The sequence below is a fragment of the Pseudomonas sp. F-14 TE3482 genome (assembly GCF_053629455.1).
On sequence record NZ_JBRJII010000001.1, the window covers coordinates 2,796,575 to 2,818,362 of the forward strand.

The 21,788-nt window shown below is 59.3% G+C and carries 20 protein-coding genes, 4 tRNA genes and 1 pseudogene; 19 read left to right on the forward strand and 6 right to left on the reverse strand.

Features of this window, described 5'->3' with window-relative positions:
* Window positions 1-17 precede the first annotated feature (17 nt).
* The 3 genes from xopAW to AB7M26_RS12565 form a co-directional block, all read right to left on the reverse strand.
* The gene (xopAW, locus tag AB7M26_RS12555; protein ID WP_429384536.1) at window positions 18-848 is read right to left on the reverse strand and encodes a XopAW family type III secretion system calcium-binding effector; all 831 of its coding nucleotides are present in this window, start codon (window positions 846-848) and stop codon (window positions 18-20) included.
* A gap of 233 nt (window positions 849-1,081) precedes the next feature.
* Window positions 1,082-2,134, reverse strand: coding sequence for a sensor histidine kinase (locus AB7M26_RS12560; protein ID WP_429378400.1), 1,053 nt, complete (start codon window positions 2,132-2,134; stop codon window positions 1,082-1,084).
* Complete coding sequence (locus AB7M26_RS12565) at window positions 2,134-2,892, reverse strand: response regulator (protein WP_429384540.1); 759 nt, start codon at window positions 2,890-2,892, stop codon at window positions 2,134-2,136. Before AB7M26_RS12565 ends, AB7M26_RS12560 begins: the two co-directional genes overlap by 1 nt.
* Before the next feature lie 292 nt (window positions 2,893-3,184).
* Between AB7M26_RS12565 and pyrF the strand changes: the two genes are divergently transcribed.
* A complete protein-coding gene (gene pyrF / locus AB7M26_RS12570; protein ID WP_008011684.1) occupies window positions 3,185-3,883 on the forward strand; it encodes an orotidine-5'-phosphate decarboxylase in 699 nt (232 codons plus the stop codon).
* A gap of 130 nt (window positions 3,884-4,013) precedes the next feature.
* On the opposite strand, the gene AB7M26_RS12575 is transcribed toward pyrF, so the two are convergent.
* Entirely contained in the window at window positions 4,014-5,018 is a 1,005-nt protein-coding gene (locus tag AB7M26_RS12575) for an NADP-dependent oxidoreductase (RefSeq protein ID WP_123494632.1), read from the reverse strand.
* Between the two features lie 236 nt (window positions 5,019-5,254).
* Here AB7M26_RS12575 and AB7M26_RS12580 point away from each other — a divergent pair, with 236 nt between their 5' ends.
* The 4 genes and pseudogenes from AB7M26_RS12580 (at window position 5,255) to AB7M26_RS12595 (ending at window position 9,821) form a co-directional block, all read left to right on the forward strand.
* Window positions 5,255-6,016, forward strand: a complete 762-nt coding sequence (locus AB7M26_RS12580; RefSeq protein ID WP_429378405.1) for an SDR family oxidoreductase — start codon at window positions 5,255-5,257, stop codon at window positions 6,014-6,016.
* A 282-nt stretch (window positions 6,017-6,298) separates the two neighbouring features.
* The gene (locus tag AB7M26_RS12585; RefSeq protein ID WP_429384545.1) at window positions 6,299-7,678 is read left to right on the forward strand and encodes an aminotransferase-like domain-containing protein; all 1,380 of its coding nucleotides are present in this window, start codon (window positions 6,299-6,301) and stop codon (window positions 7,676-7,678) included.
* Between the two features lie 1,057 nt (window positions 7,679-8,735).
* Window positions 8,736-8,960 (forward strand): annotated as a pseudogene (locus AB7M26_RS12590) (HAMP domain-containing protein); the annotation flags it as partial.
* Complete coding sequence (locus AB7M26_RS12595; RefSeq protein WP_429388828.1) at window positions 8,958-9,821, forward strand: methyl-accepting chemotaxis protein; 864 nt, start codon at window positions 8,958-8,960, stop codon at window positions 9,819-9,821. The pseudogene AB7M26_RS12590 and the gene AB7M26_RS12595, both read left to right, overlap by 3 nt.
* 70 nt (window positions 9,822-9,891) lie before the next feature.
* Here AB7M26_RS12595 and AB7M26_RS12600 read toward each other — a convergent pair whose 3' ends face one another.
* Window positions 9,892-10,650 carry a hypothetical protein gene (locus AB7M26_RS12600; protein WP_185022054.1) on the reverse strand — a complete coding sequence of 253 codons (759 nt, stop codon included), beginning with the start codon at window positions 10,648-10,650 and terminating at the stop codon, window positions 9,892-9,894.
* A 396-nt stretch (window positions 10,651-11,046) separates the two neighbouring features.
* Here AB7M26_RS12600 and AB7M26_RS12605 point away from each other — a divergent pair.
* The 4 genes from AB7M26_RS12605 to AB7M26_RS12620 all read left to right on the forward strand — a co-directional run bounded on the left by AB7M26_RS12605 (window position 11,047) and on the right by AB7M26_RS12620 (window position 11,459).
* Window positions 11,047-11,122: transfer RNA gene (locus AB7M26_RS12605), tRNA-Glu, on the forward strand.
* Window positions 11,123-11,124: 2 nt separating this feature from the next.
* Window positions 11,125-11,200: transfer RNA gene (locus AB7M26_RS12610), tRNA-Gly, on the forward strand.
* A 104-nt stretch (window positions 11,201-11,304) separates the two neighbouring features.
* Window positions 11,305-11,380 (forward strand) — tRNA-Glu (locus AB7M26_RS12615).
* 3 nt (window positions 11,381-11,383) lie between these two features.
* A tRNA-Gly gene (locus AB7M26_RS12620) sits at window positions 11,384-11,459 on the forward strand.
* Window positions 11,460-11,532: 73 nt separating this feature from the next.
* Here the strand turns inward: AB7M26_RS12620 and AB7M26_RS12625 are convergent.
* The gene (locus AB7M26_RS12625; protein ID WP_123494627.1) at window positions 11,533-12,399 is read right to left on the reverse strand and encodes an AraC family transcriptional regulator; all 867 of its coding nucleotides are present in this window, start codon (window positions 12,397-12,399) and stop codon (window positions 11,533-11,535) included.
* A gap of 409 nt (window positions 12,400-12,808) precedes the next feature.
* Between AB7M26_RS12625 and AB7M26_RS12630 the strand changes: the two genes are divergently transcribed.
* The 10 genes from AB7M26_RS12630 to AB7M26_RS12675 all read left to right on the forward strand — a co-directional run bounded on the left by AB7M26_RS12630 (window position 12,809) and on the right by AB7M26_RS12675 (window position 21,776).
* Entirely contained in the window at window positions 12,809-13,000 is a 192-nt protein-coding gene (locus AB7M26_RS12630) for a Flp family type IVb pilin (protein WP_052964891.1), read from the forward strand.
* Between the two features lie 26 nt (window positions 13,001-13,026).
* Window positions 13,027-13,563: an A24 family peptidase gene (locus AB7M26_RS12635; RefSeq protein WP_123494625.1), complete on the forward strand. Its 537-nt coding sequence runs from the start codon at window positions 13,027-13,029 to the stop codon at window positions 13,561-13,563.
* Between the two features lie 2 nt (window positions 13,564-13,565).
* Window positions 13,566-14,900 (forward strand): P-loop NTPase family protein, encoded by a 1,335-nt coding sequence (locus AB7M26_RS12640; protein WP_123494624.1) that lies wholly within the window; start codon window positions 13,566-13,568, stop codon window positions 14,898-14,900.
* 15 nt (window positions 14,901-14,915) lie between these two features.
* Entirely contained in the window at window positions 14,916-15,728 is an 813-nt protein-coding gene (gene cpaB, locus AB7M26_RS12645; RefSeq protein WP_123494623.1) for a Flp pilus assembly protein CpaB, read from the forward strand.
* Window positions 15,729-15,803: 75 nt separating this feature from the next.
* A complete protein-coding gene (locus AB7M26_RS12650; protein ID WP_123494622.1) occupies window positions 15,804-17,147 on the forward strand; it encodes a TadE/TadG family type IV pilus assembly protein in 1,344 nt (447 codons plus the stop codon).
* Between the two features lie 12 nt (window positions 17,148-17,159).
* Complete coding sequence (locus tag AB7M26_RS12655; RefSeq protein WP_123494621.1) at window positions 17,160-17,639, forward strand: TadE/TadG family type IV pilus assembly protein; 480 nt, start codon at window positions 17,160-17,162, stop codon at window positions 17,637-17,639.
* Complete coding sequence (locus AB7M26_RS12660) at window positions 17,639-18,133, forward strand: TadE/TadG family type IV pilus assembly protein (protein WP_123494620.1); 495 nt, start codon at window positions 17,639-17,641, stop codon at window positions 18,131-18,133. Before AB7M26_RS12655 ends, AB7M26_RS12660 begins: the two co-directional genes overlap by 1 nt.
* Window positions 18,127-19,347 (forward strand): AAA family ATPase, encoded by a 1,221-nt coding sequence (locus AB7M26_RS12665; protein ID WP_123494619.1) that lies wholly within the window; start codon window positions 18,127-18,129, stop codon window positions 19,345-19,347. The genes AB7M26_RS12660 and AB7M26_RS12665 overlap by 7 nt, the downstream gene beginning before the upstream one ends.
* Before the next feature lie 3 nt (window positions 19,348-19,350).
* Window positions 19,351-20,793: a CpaF family protein gene (locus AB7M26_RS12670; protein ID WP_123494618.1), complete on the forward strand. Its 1,443-nt coding sequence runs from the start codon at window positions 19,351-19,353 to the stop codon at window positions 20,791-20,793.
* Complete coding sequence (locus AB7M26_RS12675) at window positions 20,790-21,776, forward strand: type II secretion system F family protein (protein WP_123494617.1); 987 nt, start codon at window positions 20,790-20,792, stop codon at window positions 21,774-21,776. Before AB7M26_RS12670 ends, AB7M26_RS12675 begins: the two co-directional genes overlap by 4 nt.
* The last annotated feature ends 12 nt before the right edge of the window (window positions 21,777-21,788 follow it).

The window sequence follows — 21,788 nt, forward strand, 5'->3', positions numbered from 1 at the left end:
CTCGCGAAGCTTTTGACTCAGGTCGCCTCGTTCAGGTATTTGCCCACGGTCGCCACGTTGTCGAGCGAGTACTGCTTGCTCAGGTTGGCGATCATTTTGTTCAGGGCTTCGGTCACGTTGAACTGATCGGTGGAGTTGTCGGTGTTTTGCTCGCGACCGGCTTGCAGAGCGTTTTTCAGTTCATCGCTGCTGACGCCACCACTGCTGTCGCTGTCCAGGATCTTGAGCAGTGCGGCACTGGTGTCGGTGCTGGTCGACGAGGTGCTATCGCTGGCCAGGGCGCTGCTCAGTTCGGTGTCTGTGACACTGCCGTCGCTGTCGGTATCGAGCTGGCTAAACAGCTCTTCGCTGGACACCTGCTGAGGTGGCGGTGGCGGTGGGGTCAGGCTGGCGACAAGTTCGTCCTGGCTGACGGTGCCGTCTTCGTTCTTGTCCAGCGCCGAGAAGATTTTGCCTGCACTGGTCAGGCCGCCGCTGAGTTCATCGCTGCTGATGGCGCCGTCGCCGTCAGTGTCCAGAGCGCTGATCAGCGCATCGGCCAGTTCGGTGCTCGGGGCCTGATCATGCGGTGGCGGCGGAGGAGGCATCGCGGCCATTTCCTCACTGCTCAGGCTGCCGCTTTCGTCGCTGTCCAGGTCGCTGAAGTTCTTGCTCAGGCTGACCAGCAAACCGTCATCGGTTTTCTGCGACAGGGCGCTCGTGAGCTCGTCCTGATCCACCGCGCCATCGCTGTTGCTGTCGAGTTTGGCGAGCAGTTCTTTCTGAAATTGCTGGCTGCGGGCACTGTTGGTGGAGGTGCTGCTGGTGCTGGTATAGCTCGTGTAGTTGCTGCTGACACTGCCGATCATTGTGCTCACTCCTTGGAATGGGAAACCGGTGAGTGCACCGGCTTATGCAGCCTCAAGGGGTGAGTTGTCGTGGGTATGTGGGGGTTGTACCAATTGGTACACACAAATATTGGCTTGGCTCAGATCCTGTGGGAGCGGGCTTGCCCGCGATGAGGCCAGCACATCCAACATCAATGTTCGCTGTCAGATCGCTATCGCGGGCAGGCCCGCTCCCACAGGGGAGTCGTTGTGGCTTAGAGGCGGGGCAGTCGGATGACGGCGGTTAAACCGCCACCGGAAGTCTCTTCCAGACTCAACTGCCCACCCAACCGCTCCGCGGCTTCCCGGGCGATGGTCATGCCCAGGCCGACGCCGCCGGAGTTGCGATTACGTGAACCTTCCAGGCGAAAGAATGGCTCAAACACCGCTTCGCGTTTATCCGCCGCGATACCCGGGCCATGGTCGATGACCCGGATCAGCAGTTCCTCGCGACTGTCCTCAAGGGTGATCAGCGCGTCCCCGGCATAACGCAGGGCGTTGTCCAGCAGGTTATTGATGCATGAGCGCAGGGCCATCGGCTGAACCTGCAACGGGGCGCAATGGCCGCTGGCCTGGACATTGGAACCCTGGTCCTGGGCGTTTTCGCTCAGGGATTCCACCAGCGCCTGCACGTCCATCCATTGTGGCGCCTCGCTGGTGCGATGTTCGTGCAGGTAGGTGAGGGTGGAATCGAGCATGCTGATCATGTCGTCCAGATCCTGACGCATCTGGCCTTGCAGCTTGTCGTCGTCGATCTGTTCCAGCCGCAGCTTGAGCCGCGACAGCGGCGTGCGCAGGTCATGGGACACCGCGCCAAGCATCCGCGAGCGCTGCTGCACCTGTTCAAGGATGCGCTTCTGCATCAGGTTGAAGGTGTGCGCCGCTTGCCGCGCTTCCCGTGGGCCCGACTCATCCAGCGGTGGGCTATCGAGGTTTTCACTCAGGCGCTCGGCGGCGTCGCTCAGGCGTTGAATCGGGCGGGTCAGCAGCTTGGCGCCGTACCAGGCGGCGATGATCAGCGAGACAAACTGAAAGGTCAGCGGCACCAGCGGCCCGCCGAACCACGGCCGTGGCGGCCGGTTGCCGAAGCGCGGGTCGGGTGGTGGGCGTTGTCCGTCGAAGCGCTCGGAAAATTCCGACGGCGCAGGCGGGGGAGGCGGTGGACCGTAATGCCTGAACCAGAAGAACGCCAACAGGTGCGCCAGTACGATCGCCAGCAGCAGCACGCCAAACAGGCGGCCGAACAGCGTATCGAAGCGCGCACGCATCAGCCGATGTCTCGTGCGTCGAACAGATAACCCTCGCCGCGAACGGTCTTGATCAGTTGTGGGGCTTTCGGGTCATCACCCAGTTTCTGGCGCAGGCGCGAGACGAGCAAGTCGATGCTGCGATCAAACGCTTCGATCGAGCGACCACGGGCGGCGTCCAGCAGTTGTTCGCGGCTGAGTACCCGGCGCGGACGTTCGATGAACACCCAGAGCAAACGGAATTCGGCGTTGGACAACGGTACCACCAGGCCATCGGCGGCGATCAACTGGCGCAGCACACTGTTCAGGCGCCAGGTGTCGAAGCGAATATTCGCACGTTGTTCGGTGTGGTCGTCGCGCACCCGACGCAGAATGGTCTGAATCCGTGCGACCAGTTCCCGCGGCTCGAATGGCTTGGCCATGTAGTCGTCGGCGCCCAGTTCCAGTCCGATGATCCGGTCGGTGGGTTCGCAGCGGGCGGTGAGCATCAGGATCGGGATGTCCGATTCGGCTCGCAACCAGCGGCACAGCGACAAACCGTCTTCGCCGGGCAGCATCAGGTCGAGCACCACCACGTCGAAATGCTCGGCTTGCAGCGCCTGACGCATGGCAGCGCCATCGGTGACGCCGCTGGCGTGGATATTGAACCGGGCCAGGTAGTCGATCATCAGTTCACGGATCGGGACGTCATCGTCGACGATCAGGGCGCGGATGCTCCAGCGTTTATCGTCGGCCGGCGCTTTTTGATCGTCGTTCAGAGGTGCTGGGGAGTTGTGCATGCGTGCGTTCATCTGCCAGATAGGCTGCCAACCACAAAGATAGGCTGCGAGGTTGTGGCTTCAGCATAGGCGTCCGGCCGTGAGGCGGGAAGTGCTGTAGGACCTGTTGCGGCTGCCGAGGGTAGCGCTGAAGGGTGTTGTAGGCGTGTCGTGTGTGTACCGGACTCGACACAATTGCCGCAGGAGCTAGTCTTGTCTTGGCCGCGACGACGAATTACCGATCATCGGGTCCCGCAGCGGCGCTGGTTCCGCTACAATGCGCGCCGATTTCGACTTGCCTGAGAGCCCACTCATGTCCGCCTGCCAGACGCCTATCATCGTCGCCCTGGATTTCCCTACCCGTGACGCCGCACTGAAGCTGGCCGATCAACTGGACCCGAAGCTGTGCCGGGTCAAAGTCGGTAAAGAACTGTTCACCAGCTGCGCCTCGGAAATCGTCGGCACTTTGCGCGACAAAGGCTTCGAAGTGTTCCTGGACCTCAAGTTCCACGACATCCCGAACACCACCGCCATGGCCGTCAAGGCCGCCGCGGAAATGGGCGTGTGGATGGTCAACGTGCACTGCTCCGGTGGTCTGCGCATGATGGCTGCCTGCCGTGAAGTGCTCGATCAGCGCAGCGGCCCGAAACCGCTGTTGATTGGCGTGACCGTGCTGACCAGCATGGAGCGTGAGGATCTGGCGGGCATCGGTCTGGACATCGAGCCGCAGGAGCAGGTGCTGCGTCTGGCCGCGCTGGCGGAAAAGGCCGGGATGGACGGTCTGGTCTGCTCGGCCCTGGAGGCCCGGGCACTGAAAACCGCGCACCCGTCGCTGCAACTGGTGACCCCGGGGATTCGTCCGGCGGGCAGCGCCCAGGACGATCAGCGCCGCATCCTGACCCCGCGTCAGGCGCTGGAGGCTGGTTCCGACTACCTGGTGATCGGCCGCCCGATCAGCCAGGCGGCGGATCCGGCGAAGGCGTTGGCGGCGGTAGTGGCCGAACTCGCTTAAACGCGACTAAACCTGTGGGAGCGGGCTTGCCCGCGATAGCGGTGTATCAGACAACATTGATGTTGACTGACACGCCCTCATCGCGGGCAAGCCCGCTCCCACAAGGTTTTGTGGTGCTTCAGATATCCGGTTAAACCTTCAACACCAACTTCCCGAAATTCTCGCCGCTGAACAACTTCATCAACGTCTCCGGGAACGTTTCCAGTCCTTCAACGATATCTTCCTTGCTCTTGAGCTGCCCCTTGGCCATCCAGCCGGCCATTTCCTGCCCGGCAGCGCCGAACTGTGCGGCGTAATCCATCACCACAAAGCCTTCCATCCGGGCGCGGTTGACCAGCAGCGACAGGTAGTTGGCCGGGCCTTTGACCGCTTCTTTGTTGTTGTACTGGCTGATGGCTCCGCAAATCACCACCCGCGCCTTCATGTTCAGACGATTCAGCACGGCATCGAGAATATCGCCGCCGACGTTATCGAAATACACGTCGACGCCTTTCGGGCACTCGCGTTTGAGGCCAGCGTGTACATCTTCGTTTTTGTAGTCGATGGCACCGTCAAAACCCAGCTCGTCAATCAGGAATTTGCACTTGTCCGCGCCGCCGGCAATGCCGATCACCCGGCAGCCTTTGATCTTGGCAATCTGCCCGGCAATGCTGCCCACCGCGCCTGCCGCGCCCGACAGCACCACGGTGTCACCGGCTTTCGGCGCGCCGACATCGAGCAGGGCGAAGTAGGCGGTCATCCCGGTCATGCCCAGCGCGGATAAATAGCGCGGCAGCGGTGCCAGTTTCGGATCGACTTTATAGAAACCTCGTGGCTCGCCGAGGAAGTAATCCTGCACACCGAGGGCGCCATTGACGTAATCCCCCACGGCGAAACCCGGATTGTTCGAAGCGATGACTTTTCCTACGCCCAATGCACGCATCACTTCGCCAATGCCGACCGGAGGGATGTAGGACTTGCCCTCGTTCATCCAGCCACGCATGGCCGGGTCCAGGGACAGGTATTCGTTCTTGACCAGGATCTGACCCGCCGCCGGTTCGCCGACCGGTACTTCTTGATAGGTGAATGTTTCACGGGTGGCCGGCCCCACGGGACGTTTGGCGAGCAGGAACTGGCGATTGGTCTGGGTAGTCATGACAGGCACTCAAGATGAATGAAGTCTTGTTGATAGACCTTCATGGGCGATGTCGCAAGGTTGGCTGACGCTGCGAATGCACGTCGATCCAGTGCGGTGATAGTCATGGCGCCGGTTCTATCACTGCAACTCATGGGGGGGCAACCGGCCTTCTGATAGTGCTGCCGCGCCATACGCCCCTGTGGCTAGACTGGCCACACGCGATCCCCTGCATTCTTCCCTCCGAGGACATAACAATGAGCATGACGTTTTCTGGCCAGGTTGCCGTTGTGACAGGCGCGGCCAACGGTATTGGCCGCGCGACCGCTTTGGCGTTCGCCGCCGAAGGTTTGAAAGTGGTGGTCGCCGATCTGGACGCGGCGGGTGGTGAAGGCACTGTGGCGCTGATTCGCACCGCCGGTGGTGACGCGACCTTCGTGCGCTGCAACGTCACGGTGGAAAGCGATGTAAAAAATCTGATGGACGAGGTGGTGAATACCTACGGTCGTCTCGACTATGCCTTCAACAATGCCGGTATCGAAATCGAGAAAGGCAAGCTGGCCGACGGCACGATCGATGAGTTCGACGCGATCATGGGCGTCAACGTCAAAGGAGTCTGGCTGTGCATGAAGTATCAGTTGCCGTTGCTGCTGGCCCAGGGCGGCGGCGCAATCGTCAACACCGCTTCGGTCGCCGGCCTGGGCGCTGCGCCGAAGATGAGCATTTACGCAGCTTCCAAGCACGCGGTGATCGGCCTGACCAAATCGGCGGCCATCGAATACGCCAAGAAAAAGATTCGCGTGAATGCGGTGTGCCCGGCGGTGATCGACACCGACATGTTCCGTCGAGCCTATGAAGCGGACCCGAAAAAGGGCGAGTTCGCCAATGCCATGCACCCGGTCGGGCGTATCGGCAAGGTCGAAGAAATTGCCAGCGCGGTGCTGTACCTGTGCAGCGATGGCGCGGCATTCACCACCGGTCATTCGCTGGCAGTGGATGGTGGGGTTACGGCGTTTTAATGCTGCAGGCCGCGTAATGCGTGTCAAAGCGCAATCCATGTGGGAGCGGGCTTGCCCGCGATGAGGGCGAGTCAGTCGACATCAATGTTGTCTGATACACCGCTATCGCGGGCAAGCCCGCTCCCACAGGTTTTTTTATCGATCGGCTCCGGTTCCCTGAAGACACCGGTCAATGTGTTTCAAATGGTTAGAACCGAGGGTTTTGACGGCGTTGTCGCACATCCCCTGAAGCGCTCCTGTGATTAACTGTTCCCCGCAAAACGGACAGGAGTTTGCTTGCTCATGGAGTTGAGAATCGATCGACAGGCATTGGTGCCGGTCGTGCAGCAAATCGTCGACGCATTGGCCGACTGGCTCCGTCGCGGCGAGGTGACGCCGGGGGGGCGTTTGCCCTCCGTGCGACAAATCGCGCGGATCAATCTGCTCAGTCAATCCAGTGTCGTCGAGGCCTGTGAGCGGCTGGTGGCTCAAGGGGTACTGGAGACGCGTAACGGGGCGGGTTTCTTTGTCGCGGCAACGGTGCTGGCCGCTCGGGAGCAACGCGATCTTCCCTGGTTCGAAGGGGTTGAGGGGAAGCAAGGCGGCCATGTCGAGGAACTGAAACTGGGTTGCGGCGGACTCCCCGAAAGCTGGCGCGAGACTGACGACCTGAGCTACGCCATACGCCAGGTCAGCCGCACCGACATGGCCGGGTTGTTCAACTACAGCACGCCGCTGGGCCTGCCTGCTTTGCGCCAGCAGATCCTCAAGCGGTTGAAACAACTGAGTATCGAGGTGGATGAAAGCCGAATACTGACCACGGCAGGGGCCAGTCATGGGCTCGATCTGATTGTGCGCACGCTGTTCAAACCGGGCGATTGCGTGGTGGTGGAAAGCCCCGGTTATTCGATGCTGTTCGATCTGCTCAGGCTGCACGGGGTCAGCATGATCGAGGTGCCACGAACCCCGCGCGGGCCAGACACCGAAGCACTCGAGGCCGTGCTGATGAAGTACAAACCCCGTGGCTTGTTCATCAACAGCTTTTATCACAACCCCACCGGCAGCAGTTTGACCCCGGGGGTGGCTCAGCAGGTCCTGCAACTGGCCAAAAACCATGGTGTGCGGGTGATCGAAGACGACGTCTATGCGGATTTTCACAGCGGTCCCGGCACGCGCCTTGCGGCACTGGGCATCGATGACAACGTGATCTACGTCGGCAGCTACTCCAAAACCCTCAGCAGTTCGTTGCGGGTTGGCTTTGTAGTGGCCAGTGCCGATGTCATTTCGCGACTGGCGCAGGTCAAGATGATCAGCAGCATGGGCGCTTCACGGTTCAGCGAGTCGGTGCTGGCGAGTCTGTTGGCCAGCGGTGCCTACCGCAAATTGGTGCAGCGTCAGCGCCAGCGTTTAAGTATTGGCAGGGAAGCAGCCTTGCAGGTCCTCGAAGACGCGGAGTGGGAGGTTTTCGGCAAACCGGTTGGCGGCCTGTTCATCTGGGCGCGATCGCGCAACGCTGACTATGCTCAGGTGCGCACTCAGGCTCGGCGCTTCGGTGTCCTGCTGTCTTGCCCGACGGCGTTCAGTCCGACCGGCCAGGCTCATGACTGGCAGCGGATCAACATAGCTTATGCCTGTGATCCTCGCGCCCGGGCATTTTTTCAGGCCACCGCCAGGGTCTGTTGACGTTTGGTGACGAACCGCGTTGCGCTGCCAAACGTCAACAGACCCTGAGGATCGACCTCGAGCGTTCTGAAAGCGACGCGGGCGTAGCTTTTTGCCATTATTCCGCAGCCAGAGACTTGTGTTGGCACAAGCCCGTTGCGAATCTGCATCAACAGACAATGGCAGGGGACTACGCGCAATGATTTCGGCCGTGCAAGGACGTTTTGCCAACCTCGGTATGGCGAAAAAACTGGGTGTCGGGTTTGTACTGGTGCTGCTGTTGACCGCACTGGTAGCGGCCATCGGCGTATGGTCCCTGCAAACCATCAGTCAGCGCTTCGACGGGCTCAAGCAGATGTCGTCGCTCAACAGCGGTTTGCTCAAGGTTCGCCTGCTCGAGCAGGAATACGCCTTGCACGGTAATCCGAAAACCGCGGACGCCTTGCGCGCCGGGGTGGACGCTCTGATCGCTCTGGCGACCCAGCTCAAGGCCCAGTCAACGGCCAACGTGCCGGTCATGAATGACGTCGAGCAGTCTCTGGGGGCCTATCGCAAGGCGTTCGACGAGTTTGTCTCGCTGAGTCAGGCCAAGGACCTGGCACTGGAAATGGCCAGTTGGTCGGTGTCCAGCGTGGCCAATAACCTGGACGTGCTGCAGGCCGGGCTCGCCGATGATGGTGCCTATACCTTGAAGGAATCCGAGGGCAAGGACGGCGCACAATTCATCGAACAAGCCAATCAGGTCAGCCAGGTTGCACGGCTGATGTTGCAGGCCATGAACGAAGCGCGCGTACGCCTGGACCAGAGCCGCAAGGGCGACGACAGCGGCGGGCAGGGCAAGATCGAGCAGGCCGATCAGGCGCTGACTCAGGCCGAGCAACTGAAAACTACGATCAAGGACGAGGGCTATCAGACTGTCCTCAATGAAGTGTCCGGTCACATCGCCGGTTTCAGTGAAAAACTCGCCGAGTACACCGGACTGTTGGCAGAGGAAAAAACCGTCTACGAGCAACTCCACCAGCGCGCCGCTCAAGTGGTGGAACGGGTGGATCAGGCCTACGTTGCCGAAGACCTGTCGATGCAGGCAGAGCTGAAAAAGAACTCGCTGTTGATCATCGGTTCTTCGGCACTGGCCTTGCTGGTGGGGCTGATTGCTGCGTGGGTGATCACCCGGTTGATCGTCACGCCGCTGCGCAGTGTGATTCGTGTCGCTCAGCAGATCGCCGCGGGGGATTTGAGTGCAACGATTGAAGTGACCCGCCGTGACGAGATCGGCCAGTTGATGCAAGCCATGCAGCAAATGGGCGCAGGGCTGAGCAGTATCGTCAGTGGTTTGCAGGCCGGTATCGAACAGTTGGCAAGCTCTGCTCAATCGCTGTCGGCGGTAACCGAACAGACCAACCTTGAGGTCAGCAGCCAGAAGGAAGAAACCGAGCAGGTCGCCACCGCGATGAATCAGATGACCGCCACGGTGCACGACGTCGCACGTAACGCGGAAGAGGCTGCTCAGGCGGCGCAGACTGCCGATGGCAAGGTTGAGAGCGGTCAGCAGGTGGTGCGTCAGAGCATGGTGCGGATCGAACAATTGGCGGACTCAGCCACCTCGGCCAGTTCCAGCATCGAAAGCCTCAGTGCGGAAATCCAGAACATTGGCACGGTACTCAGCGTGATCAAAAGCGTTGCCGAGCAAACCAACCTGTTGGCGCTCAATGCGGCCATCGAGGCAGCGCGGGCCGGCGAGCAGGGCAGGGGGTTTGCGGTGGTGGCCGATGAAGTTCGGGCATTGGCCAAGCGAACCCAGCAATCAACCGAGGAAATCGAACGGCTGGTCAGTGCCTTGCGCTCGGCGGCGCAGTCGTCGGTGCAGCAGATTCAGAACAGTGGCGAGTTGGTGAAACTGGCGGTGAGCGATGCATTGCAAACCGAGAGCGCGTTGGGGAGCATTGCGGCAGCGGTGTCGTTGATTCAGCAGATGAACCAGCAGATCGCAGCAGCTGCGGAAGAGCAGAGTTCAGTGGCCGAGGAGATCAATCGCAGTGTCACCAGTATCCGCGCCAGTGCGGATCAGTCGTCGCTGGCGATGCAGGGCAATGCAGCGTCGAGTATTGAGTTGGCGCAGCTGGGGGTTGAACTGAAGGGGATGGTGGGGCACTTCAGGTTGTAAACGCTGCCCTCCATCAATCCCGATGCAAAAAAAAGCCACCTGACCCGGTGGCTTTTCAGCATTGGCATGATCAGTCGTAGATCGCTTTTTTCTTCCAGTCGGCGTCAGCCTCAACGTCTTTGAGGCCTTCAGTCAGTTGGTTCATCTCGCCTTCCACCGGAGCGATCTTGTCCATGACCTGGGCGTTGGCGCGGGCCAGCAGTTTCTCCAGGTATTCCAGCTGTTCTGCGTAAATCTGCGGTTCCTGTTGTTTGCGCAGGTATTGCACGCCGCGTTCGAAGGCCAGACGAGCCTGGCCGGGCTGGTTCTGCTGCAGCGAATGCTGGCCCAGGTTGTTGAAAAATTCGATGTGCAGCAGGACCAGGATGTGGCGCACTTCACGGATCCAGCGCTTGGCTTCGTTGGGCGGCAGGAAACCGTCCTGTGCCGCGCGGGTGATCTGGCCATGCAGGGCTTCGAGCAAAAAGCGCACGTCTTTGGCTTTGGCTTCGGTCTGGATCGGTGCCGGCGGGTTGTTGACCGGGATCGATTCGCCTTGGGCGACGAGGGCACTCAGCTCGGCAATCCGTGCCTTTAAGGTGCTGTTGGATTTTTCCAGGTTCAGCAAGCGCTGGCAGACGTTCAATTCAAGACGGGTCAACAGCAGCTTGAGGGTCGGTGTCATCAACTGACCGGGGAAGGTCTCGGTGATTTCACCGCAGCGACGCAGGCGGTCATTGAGTTCAACCTTGGTGCGGGCCTTTTCCAGCTTATTGTTCTCCACCACATGGTTCATGTAGCCAATGGCGATCAATAGTGCGATCCCGGCTACGACTAGCAGGGTGATCATGAGTGGTGTCACCGGTAAGACCTCTTTTATTAGGGTTCGCGTGCGAGTCGAGTGTAGTAGCTTGGCATTTGGGCGCCTAGGGTCGCTCGACGAGTTGAATCGGCAATGGCTTTGCTTATATCGGCCGTAACGCCGGATAGATAAGTAAATAGCAGGTGAGATGCACATTGCCATCATCCGGGCCGGGACTATAGCGCCTTGCTGGATGCCAGAATATAGGCGCCAAAGGTCAGTCGACGGAAAAGCCTCAATCGCTGCTGAAAGCAGGGCGAAGTCATTGATTTAAATAAATTTATATCTGGGGGTTGACGACCCCTCAATCCATCCATAGAATGCGCGCCACTTACAGCGTAAAGCACACAGCGAAACGCGGTAGGGAGTGAATGTTGTACGTGTGTCCCCTTCGTCTAGTGGCCTAGGACACCGCCCTTTCACGGCGGTAACAGGGGTTCGAGTCCCCTAGGGGACGCCAATGCGGGAATAGCTCAGTTGGTAGAGCACGACCTTGCCAAGGTCGGGGTCGCGAGTTCGAGTCTCGTTTCCCGCTCCAGTTTTAAACGGCTTTGCTTTCGGGCAGGGCTGAGTGAAACCAGAACCTAATCTTCGGATGCGGATCTGGGCACCGAAACACACACCATGTGTTCCGGGCAGCGTGTCCCCTTCGTCTAGTGGCCTAGGACACCGCCCTTTCACGGCGGTAACAGGGGTTCGAGTCCCCTAGGGGACGCCATTTGCGGGAATAGCTCAGTTGGTAGAGCACGACCTTGCCAAGGTCGGGGTCGCGAGTTCGAGTCTCGTTTCCCGCTCCAAATTCAAAAAAAACGCCGCTCATTGAGCGGCGTTTTTTTATGCGCGTTATTTGTCACGGGCCTAAAAACCGCCTCAACTTCCGAGGCTCTGTACCAGGCTTTCGAGCACTTCAGCGGTTGTATCCTCCAGCGCCGGTTGCGCTGCTACTGCTCTGAGTTGGCAGGTCAAACGGTATTCGCTGGGTGTGCAGTTGACGAACTGCTTGAAAGCGCGAGCGAAGTAGGACGGATCCTTGAAGCCGGCTTCATAGCCGATGCTGGTAATAGGCATCTGGCTATTGTCGAGCAGTTGTTTGGCGAAGCTCATGCGCTTGTTCAGAATGTAATCGGTGAAACCGACGCCATTGGCTTCCTTGAACAGGCGGCTGAAACGGAAGGTCGTCATGCCGCAGCGCTTCGCCAACTCCCTCTGATCGATGCTGTCGCGAAAGTGCTGGTCGATGTACAGCATGACGTGGCTCAACGCCTGGTGTTTTTGGTGTCCCGAGGTCAATCGGATGCTGTCCGGCAAGGTCGGGGAGTGATCGATCAGCGAGGTCGGGCCCTGGCCGTTGGCATTTCTGCGCAACTCGCACAGCTGCACCACGGCCGTCAGGTAACGCTTTCTCTCGTTGGATGAGAGCGGCAACACCATGTATTCCCAGACACTGGAACGCATGGCCCATACCGCCAGTTCTTCCGAGTGCTGCACAGTGAACATGGTGATCGGAATGGTGGGGGTGGTGCGTTTGATCTCCAGCAACAGCCTCAAGCCCGGCGTGTCGGGGCGATCAAAATGGATGCAGATCATGTCCGCCTGTTCCCCGATGGGCAACGCGGAATTTTTCGCCAATTTGCAGTCGCAAGCACTCTCGAACTGCGCGATGAGTTCCTTCGTGGAATGATCGTGGGTCAGATCGAACCACAGTAGCGATGGCCTTCTGGTCAAATTGGACGTCATGTCTCTACTCTGGGGTTCTTAGCGCCGCTCTTCGCTGAGTAGTATTGCTAACGTTCGATCATTTTGCAGACTAAATGCTTATAAGGAACTCATGCTTTAGTTCTATGCGCTCTATATTTCGTTGAAAAAACGATACCACCCAGTTGTTTGTTAGTGTGGATCGATGTCTCGAGCCGCAACCGCTCGTCGCTTGTGAATTAACGACAATCGCATTCGCAAGTCATTTCCTTTTTTTGCCCTGCCGTTCCTTCCAAAAGCCAACTACCTGGTAGTTGGTGCCCCCGCAAAAAAGTCCTAGTGATGTGCAAAATCTTCCTAACGCCTATGCCTTGCCCCTGACTAGTGTTGCATCCAGGCAGAGCAGAACGCACTGCCTCCGAAAAAACAACATTCGAGTGAGGTGGGCAAAATGATCATGCAAACAATCAAGGCTTCGGTAGTGAAGTTCGCCAAAGACGAAGACGGCCTGACCATTGTGGAATACGCAGTGGCGGGTGGGCTGATTACAGCAGCTGTTGTCGTAGCATTCACCCTTCTTGGTGGGGTGGTGGACACCAGAATCCGGCAACTTTGCAACGCCATCATTGCTGGTTCTTGCTGATAACAACTCTGCTAGGGAGATGCGCGATGTCCATGGAACAGCTGGCAGCTACCGTAGTGCTGATAGGACTGCTGGGCGTAGCGGTGGTGAGCGACTTGCGTCGCCACCGCATTCCTAACCTGCTGATCCTGGTGGGTCTGGCCTTGGGATTGGCCGGCCAGACTTATTCAGGTGGGCTCAGCGGGATGGGGGACGGCCTGCAGGGGCTTCTGATCGGTTTTGGGCTGTTTTTGCCCATGTATGCTCTGGGCGGCATGGCTGCCGGCGACGTCAAGCTGATGGCTATGGTTGGCAGTTTTCTACCCCCCCATTTCGCTTTGTGGGCTGTGTTCTTCAGTCTGCTATGGGGAGGCTTGTGCGGTTTTCTGATCGTGCTGGCGCGCGGTCAATTGTTGCAGACCCTGGGGCGCTATCGGCTGATGTTTCGGGCACGGGCCTACATGGCGCCGAACTCGGACGAGGTGGCTGGCAAGCCCTTTCCTTATACGGTAGCGATCCTGCTCGGGACGTTGAACAGCGTCTACTGGCAACTCGTTGTCGGTGGATTCGGATTCGGAGGTTAGTCATGCACGTCATCGTCGATAGTGATGCCTACCCCAGCGATAGGGAAGCGGTGCAACGGCTGGCGCCTCAGCCATGCACCATCCGCGAAACCGGTCTGACCGACAGTTTCCTCGGTGAGTTGGTGTGCAAGCATTTGCATGACGCCGGTGTGCTGGACATGTCGCGGCTGGTGGAACGCCTGGCGCTGACCGGCGCTGTACTGGAAGAGGTCCTGGCGTTTCTGCGCAAGGATGGCCGTGTCGAAGTGCTTGGCCAGATGGGGCCGCAAACCACGAGTGGGCAGATGCTGCGTTATGGCCTGACCGAACGGGGGCGCAGTGCCGCCCGCGATGCCCTGTCACGTAGCGGCTATATCGGTGCGGCACCTTTCCCGGTGAGTACTTACCGTTCCCTGATCAAAATCCAGACCATTCACCACGGTCGCATCAACGCCGATGATATGCACAGGGCCCTCGCGGGCGTAGTGCTCACGGAAGGGATGCTTGATCAGTTGGGTGTGGCGCTGAACTCCGGGCGCGCGATCATGATTTATGGCCCCGCGGGTACCGGCAAGACGTATGTCAGCAGTCGGCTGATTCGTCTGTTCGCCGAAGCGATCTGGGTGCCTCATGCCATCGTCATCAATGAGTCAGTGATCGAGATCTATGACCCGCAGGTGCATCAGCGCCTGGATGACAACAGTCAATCGAACAATCTGATGCTCAACGAAGGGATCGACCGTCGTCTGCTGTGCTGCAAACGCCCGATTGTCATTACGGGCGGCGAGCTGAGCATGGAACAGCTGGACGTTCGCTATGACCCCTACACGCGTCAATACCAGGCCGCCTTGCAGCTCAAGGCCAGTAACGGCCTGTTCATCATTGACGACATGGGACGCCAGCGCATGGCTCCGGCCGAGCTGTTGAACCGCTGGATCGTACCCATGGAAGAGAAGCGCGACTTCATCAACCTGGGCGGCGGTCGGCATTGCGAGCTGCCGTTCGATTTGATTCTGGTGTTCTCCACCAACCTCAATCCCCTGGAGCTGGCCGATGAAGCCTTTCTGCGCCGGATTGGCTACAAGCTGCAGTTCGGTTACCTGAAGCCTGAGGAGTACGAAAAGATCTGGCGTCAGGAAAGCGAGCGTTTGGGCATTCCTTTTGACCCGCTGCTGCTGCGTTATGTATTGCAAAGGCTTTATGCAAGTGAAGGCATGCCCCTGGTGCCTTGCCATCCCCGCGATCTCCTGAACATGGCCCTCGACCGTCAGCGTTATCTGGGCGGTTCCGGAGCCCTGTCGCCGCAGGAGCTGGAATGGGCCTGGCACAACTATTTCGTCCAGCTCGACTTTCTTTGACGCGGAGATACTGACATGAGCTCTCGTACTGTTTCCCTGATAGGCATTTCCCTGGTCATGGGCCTTGGGGCTGCATGGATGGCCGACTCCTGGCTGAGCGCACGGCTCAATGCCAGCCCGGATGACAACCTTCGAAGCGTGGTGGTTGCTACGGTAGAAATTCCCTTCGGGCAGATGGTCGAGGCTCAACAGGTCACGACCATGCGCATGCCCATGGACACGATTCCGGACGATGCCTTCGACTCCACCGACAAAGCAGTGGGCAAGATCGCAACGTTCGACATTCTGAAGGGCGACATCATGCGTGGCGCGCGTCTGAGTGAGCATTTGGGCGGCAGTACCCTGGCCTCGCTGATTGCGACAGACAAACGTGCCATATCGGTACGCGTAGACGATGTGGTCGGCGTGGGTGGGTTCCTGTTACCGGGTAACCGGGTCGATGTACTGGCAACCAAACGCACTGATGGCACTGGCAACAACGCCGTGTCCAAGACCATCCTCGAGAACTTGCGAGTGTTGGCAGTGGACCAGACCGCAGGTACCGACAAGACCCAGCCGGTAGTGGTACGTGCAGTGACGCTGGAAATGACGACTGCAGAGGCTGAAACCCTGGTTACCGCACAAACGGAAGGCAAGTTGCAACTGACCTTGCGCAATCCGCTGAACGACCAGAAGAAAATCGCGACCGTTGCGCCTGCACCTGTGGCACCGGTCATGGCGATGGCCGCTGCTCCGGCGCCAAAACGCGTGGTGCGCCGCGGCAATGGCGAGGGTGGTGGTGCTATCACCATTATCCGTGGGACCCAAACCAGTGTAGTCAAACGTTGACACGGCGATAAGGGTGCCTGGGCATCAAGGTATTGGCGGAGCCGATCCGGATCAGTATCGGTAAATGAGGGCTTGATGATGAATCTTCGAATTCAGCAGCCGTTCACTGCGACGCCAAGGCGCCAGGAAGGTTCGGTGAGCGTATTGATGGTGATCGCTTTGGCGGCGATGGCGATGATGGCGGCGTTGGCTCTGGACGGTGGACACATGTTGCTGAACAAGACGCGCCTGCAGAATGCGGTGGACGCCGCCGCCTTGAGTGGTGCCAAAACCCTGAGTCAGGTGATGGGGAGTATCAATTCTGCCAGCGCGACGCAGGCTGCGGCGCTCAATACGCTGGCACAGAATGCTAATGCTGCGGGCAACAATGAATTGGCCACGGCGGTCGCCGGCAGCCCAGGCACCTTTGCGGTGGTGGAACTGTCCAGCAGTGTCTATGGCCCGTTCTCCTTTCCCGGGCCGGCGGATGCCAAATACGTTCGGGTATCGGTACCGAACTATAGTCTTACGGGGTTTTTCTGGAGCTTCGTCCAGACATTCGGCACCGGCGGCTTGGGGAACAAAAGAGTGGCGGCGATCGCCACCGCTGGACCCAGCCCTACCAGCCCGTGTGATCTCGCCCCGTTGATGATCTGTGGCGACGCGACCCAATACGACCCTGATGCCGGTATGTTCTGGGGCTTCCAGTTTGGTGATTTGCAGGTATTGAAGTCGGCGGCTGGCAATTCGTCCGCCATTGGCCCAGGCAACTTCCAGTTACTCGATTTCGGCTCGGGCGGCAGTACGGTCAGGCAGGATCTGGCTGGAGGCGGCTCGGTCTGCCGCAATGTGGGAGAGAACGTCCAGACCTCTCCCGGCAACATGGTCGGCCCTGCGTCTCAAGGCCTGAATACGCGCTTTGGCATCTACAACGGTCCGGTCAGTGCTTCGAACTACCCGCCAGACCTGGTGACCGCGTCCAGCAACCCTCAGATTACTTACAACGATTCAGTTACCCCGGCACAAGCGCAATACAAGGGGCAGCCTGTCACATCGAGCGATGGCAATCTTACGGCAGGTGGCGAGGCGATAATGGATTACAACGACTGGCGTGCCAGCGTGGCCGCGTGCGTGGCAGGGAGCGGCAGTGGCTGTGAGAGCAATGGGGTGTTCGAGCGCCGGATGCTGAAAATCGTGGTGGGTGAATGCACCGGGAAACAGGGTGGTTCAACCTCGATCCCTGTCCTGGGTTTTGGCTGCTATTTCGTGGTGCAGCCCATGAACGGGGGCGGCACGGAGGCGCAGATTTTCGGACAGTTTGTGAAGGAGTGCGAAGGCGACAACGTGCCCAGCCCCTCGCCGGAAGACGATGCCGGCCCGCAGATCATCCAGCTCTACAAAACCTATCTCAACAGCGGCACTCCGAGCACTGACTCGTAGGGAGGGGACGTCATGAGACTTCACGCGTTTAAACAGTCGCAGCGCCAGCAAGGCCTGGCCCTGGTGGAATTCACCCTCGTGCTGCCATTGTTGCTCCTGCTGTTGCTGGCTTTCGGCGAGTTCGGCCGCATGCTCTACCAGTACAACGTGTTACTGCAGGCCAGCCGTGATGCCGACCGTTTCGTCGCCAGTCAGGCCTGGAACTCGACGCTCGGCGCTGTCTCTCTGAGCAGTACGCTACAGACCCAGACGAAAAACGTCGCCGTCTATGGCGTGCCTGCAAATACCGGGACCGCGGTGGTGTCGGGGTTGACGACCGCGAACGTAGTGGTCGCCGCGGTGGGCATCGACCATGTGCGGGTCACCATCACTTATACGTTCTGCCCAGTGATTGGCGGAGGCAATTGCACCGGCTCGATTCCGGGTTTCTTCGGTAATCCGATTGCGCTGAGCATTCCGCTGGTCGCCACCACTGTCATGAGGGCACTGTGATGAATCGCAAACGCATGCGCGGCACCTATGTCGTGGAGTTCGCCATCATTGGCATGCTGGTGTTCACGCTGTTGTTCGCCGTGTTGGAAATGGGCCGCCTGTACTTCACGATCAATGCGCTGGATGAAGCCGCGCGGCGTGGTGCACGCCTGGCGGCCGTGTGCAACATCAGCGATCCGGTGGTGTTGCGGCGGGCCATCTTCAATGCCGCGACCGACGCCGGTACCAGCCAGTTGATCACCGACTTGACCACCAACAACCTGACGCTGACTTACCTGGATGCCAACGGCGCTTTGGTCGCCAACCCCGCTGACACAAGTGGAGCCAACGGATTTCGTGCCATCCGCTATGTCCAGTTGAGCCTGCAAAACTTCGTTTTCAATTTGTTTATTCCCGGGTTCGGCGTGCCCATTACCTTGCCCACATTCAGGGCAACGTTGCCACGCGAAAGCCTTGGGCGTCATTCCGATTCCGGGGAGATCACACCATGCTGAATACCAAGGAAACTCCAGTCGCCACCTCGACCGGCAAAGCCGGGCTCCGGTTGCTGATCAGCAGCCGTGACGCCACCTCTTTGCGCGATCTGCAGAGTGTCTGCCAACGCATGCCCGGCCTGGAGGTGAGCACTCGCCTGGTGAGTAATGGACATGTCGACCCGCTCTACGGCCTGGACCGGATGCCCGATCTGTTGCTGTTGCGCGTCAGCCACCTGTGGCGTGAGGAGCTGTCGGCGTTGTTGCAGCGTCCAGCCCATGAACGTCCACCGATGTTGGTGTGTGGTCTGCTGAGCGAACAGGAAGGCATGCGCCTGGCGATGCAGGCCGGCGCCCGTGACGTGCTGCCCGAGCCCATTGCCGAGACCGAGCTGGTTGCCGCCTTGAATCGTCTGGTCATGGAGGTTCGGACCGGCAGTGGAGCAGAAGGCAAATTGATCGCCGTGATGAGCGCCAAGGGTGGCTCCGGCGGAACCTTGCTGGCCTGCAACCTGGCACAACAGCTCAGCGCCAAGGGCGGCAGTACCCTGTTACTGGACATGGACCTGCAGTTTGGCAGCGTGACGCATTACCTGGATGTGGCGCAGACCCACAGCCATCTGGAGGTGTTGCATCAGATCGACGGCATGGACAGCGTCGCGTTACGTGGTTTTTGCAGTCACTTCAGCCCGACCTTGCATGTGCTGGGTGGCCGGGCCGGTGAGCTGTGTCTGCCACAGGATGCCCAGCCCGAACAGCTTGATGCCCTGTTGAAGCTGGCCCGCGCCAGCTACGACTGGGTGGTGATCGACCTGCCGCGGCAAATCGACCACCTCACCGGCTCTGTGCTGGAACAGGTGGATCGGGTGTACGTGGTGGTGCAGCAGAGCGTCAGCCATCTGCGCGATGCCAGCTCCCTGGTGCGAATTCTTCGCGATGACCTGGGTGTGCGCGGCGATCAATTGCAGATCGTGGTCAACCGCTATGACAAGGCAGCCACCATCAGCCTCAAAGACATCGGCGAGGCGCTGCGCTGCACGAATCTGTCGAAATTACCCAACGACTTCAACCTGGTCAGCCAGAGTCAGAACACTGGCGTGCCGTTGGGGCTGCATGCGCCGAGGGCAGCGATTACTACCGCTCTGCGCGACATGACCGAGGACCTGGTCGGTCAACAAGTTGCCGGGAACAAAGGCTTACTCAAACGCGCCTTCAACCGTTTTTTCGGGGGATGACCCATGATCAGCGACTTTCGTAACCGCTTGCGCAAACAGTCCGGTAAACCCGCCGCTTCGTCGGCTACTCAGCTGGGCGACGACCTGCTGGACCCGGCAGAGGAAATAATGGCGTGGGAACGTGCAGCGCCGGACGTTCTTTACGAAACCAGAAGCCAGGTCACTCCAGTGGAAGCCGAGTGGCGGGAAAAGATCTACCAGCAGTTGCTCAAGGTCATGGACCTGTCCTTGCTGGACTCCCTTGAACAGGCCGAGGCCACGCGGCAGATTCGCGATATTTGCCAGCGCTTGCTCGATGAACATTCGGCGCCGGTGAGTTCTGCCAGCCGCCAGTTGATCATCAAGCAAATCACAGACGAAGTGCTTGGCTTGGGTCCCCTGGAACCGTTGCTGGCCGATCACAGCGTGTCGGACATTCTGGTCAACGGCCATGCCTCGGTCTATGTCGAGCGCTTCGGCAAACTGCAACGGACCGATGTGCGCTTTCGCGATGATCAGCATTTGCTGAACATCATCGACCGCATCGTTTCCAGCCTGGGGCGGCGTATCGACGAGTCCTCGCCATTGGTGGACGCCCGGCTCAAGGACGGTTCGCGGGTCAACGCAATTATCCCGCCGTTGGCCATCGACGGCCCGAGCATGTCGATTCGCCGCTTTGCAGTGGACCTGCTCAATACCGACAGCCTGATCTCGGTGGGCACATTGACCCCGGCCATTGCACTGCTGCTCAAGGCGATTGTTCGTGGACGCCTGAACGTGTTGATTTCCGGCGGTACCGGTAGCGGCAAGACCACCATGCTCAATGTGCTGTCCAGTTTCATTCCGCAAAACGAGCGGATCGTCACCATCGAAGACTCGGCTGAACTGCAACTGCAGCAACCCCACGTAGTACGCCTGGAAACCCGGCCTTCGAATATCGAGGGGCGAGGCGAGGTGAGTCAGCGGGAGTTGGTGCGCAACAGTTTGCGGATGCGCCCGGACCGCATTGTGATCGGCGAAGTGCGCGGCGCCGAGGCGCTGGATATGCTGACGGCGATGAACACCGGCCACGACGGCTCATTGACCACTATTCACGCCAACACCGCACGCGATGCGTTGGGCCGAATCGAAAACATGGTGTCGATGACCGGGGCGACTTTCCCGATCAAGGCCATGCGTCAGCAGATCGCGTCGGCCATCGATGTGGTGATCCAGCTGGAACGACAGGAGGACGGCAAGCGCCGTCTGGTCAGCGTGCAAGAGATCAACGGCATGGAGGGCGAGATCATCACCATGACCGAAATCTTCTCCTTTGCGCGTCAAGGCATGGGTGAAAACGGCGAAGTGCTTGGCGATTATCGCCCCAGCGGCATGATCCCGGCCTTCCGCGATGTGCTGGCCAAGCGCGGTATCGAGTTGCCGCTGACGATGTTCAGGCCTGAGTGGATGGAGGCACGGCAGTCATGAACAATATTCCCAGTGAATTCATTCTGATGTTCCTCGGCATGGTGTTTATCGCCGTGTTCCTTCTGTCCCAGGGCGTGGTGGTGCCGGTGTTCGGCGAGGCCGGCAAGATGCGCAAGCGCATCCGCGGTCGTCTGCATGTGCTGGAGAAAGCCAATAATTTGCCCAACATGCAGACGGTGTTGCGGCAGAAGTACCTGACGCGCTTGTCGCCGCTGGAGGCCATGCTCGAGCAGTTGCCCTTTATGGCGAACCTGACACAGATGATCGAGCAGGGCGGCCACGAATACCGGGCTTATCGGGTGCTGTTGCTCGGGCTGTTCCTGGGCATTTGTGCAGCTATCTCGATCTGGATGATTTCGGCGGTCTGGTGGATGGCGCTGCTGGCGGGCTTCGGGGTGTTCTGGTTACCCCTGCTGAAAATTATTCGTGACCGTGGCAAACGTTTCGCTGAATTTGAGGAAGGCCTGCCGGATGCGCTGGATGCCATGTGCCGGGCCCTGCGCGCCGGACACCCATTCAACGAAACCCTGCGCCTGGTTGCCGAGGAGCACAAGGGCGCGGTTGCTCATGAATTCGGCCTGACTTTCTCCGATATCAACTATGGCAATGATGTGCGCCGGGCCATGCTCGGCCTGCTGGAGAGGATGCCGAGCATGACGGTGATGATGCTGGTGACCTCGATCCTTATCCATCGTGAGACTGGCGGCAATCTGACCGAGGTGCTAGAGCGTTTGAGTCGCCTGATCCGCGGGCGCTTTCGCTTCCAGCGCAAGGTCAAGACCTTGTCGGCAGAAGGCCGGATGTCGGCCTGGATACTGGTGGCCATTCCCTTCGTGCTGGCGGCAGTAATCGTGTTCACCAGCCCTACCTATTTGCCGGTGCTCCTCAATGATCCGGTCGGTCATAAGCTGATCTTCGGCGCTTTTGGTGGCATGTTGATCGGGATTTTCTGGATACGCAAAATCATCCGGATTCAGGTTTAAGCGTTATTCGCC